1 pseudogene is annotated in these 251 nt (G+C 75.7%); it reads left to right on the forward strand.

What is annotated here, in order from left to right:
- A pseudogene (locus SM755_RS23990) lies at positions 1 to 251 on the forward strand (hypothetical protein); the annotation flags it as partial.

The raw sequence follows: 251 nt of genomic DNA on the forward strand, positions 1-251 counted from the left end.
TCGCGGACGCGCTCCGCGGAGGTGCGTACGTGACGCTCGTCGGCGCGTGCACCGTCGAGTCCAGGACGCGGACGTCCCGCGAGCATCCGCGAGCGCGACGGCACGCCACGTGCAAGCCGGACGGGACCGTCCTCGTCCACGGCCCGAGCGGCCATCGCCCACTCCACCCGCAACCCGACGGCGACCGCGTCGACGTCCGCGTCGACGACGACACCGGCGAACTGGTCGTCGCCGCCGGCCCGCCTTCGGGG

It is taken from the genome of Natrialba sp. PRR66, assembly GCF_034808065.1.
Taxonomy (GTDB): Archaea; Halobacteriota; Halobacteria; order Halobacteriales; family Natrialbaceae; genus Natrialba; species Natrialba aegyptia.